Genomic DNA, 254 nt, shown 5'->3' with positions numbered 1-254 from the left:
CGCTGCCACTTTGTCCTTGTTCGCCTCGGCCCATGCAGCAGCTTCCTTCAGGGCGGCAACGGTCGTGGTCACGACATCGGGATGTGCCGCTGCAAAATCGCGATTGGCCAGAAAATAGGTATTGACGTCGAGCACGTCGCTGGAGCGTGCGAGAATACGCGGCTGATAGCGGGTCTCGGCAATGGCAAAGAACGGATCCCAGACCGCCCAGGCATCGATCTTGTCGCTGGCAAAGGCCGCTGCGGCATCCGCAG

General features: G+C 61.0%; 1 protein-coding gene. It reads right to left on the bottom strand.

Going from position 1 to position 254, the window contains the following annotated elements:
• The coding region (locus Ga0451573_RS19390) for an ABC transporter substrate-binding protein (RefSeq protein WP_231685834.1) at positions 1 to 254 on the bottom strand (254 nt) is incomplete at both ends.

The organism is Phosphitispora fastidiosa (assembly GCF_019008365.1).
GTDB lineage: Bacteria > Bacillota > Thermincolia > Thermincolales > UBA2595 > Phosphitispora > Phosphitispora fastidiosa.
Note: the sequence above shows the minus strand (reverse complement) of the source record. Positions and strands in the feature narration are given on the sequence as shown.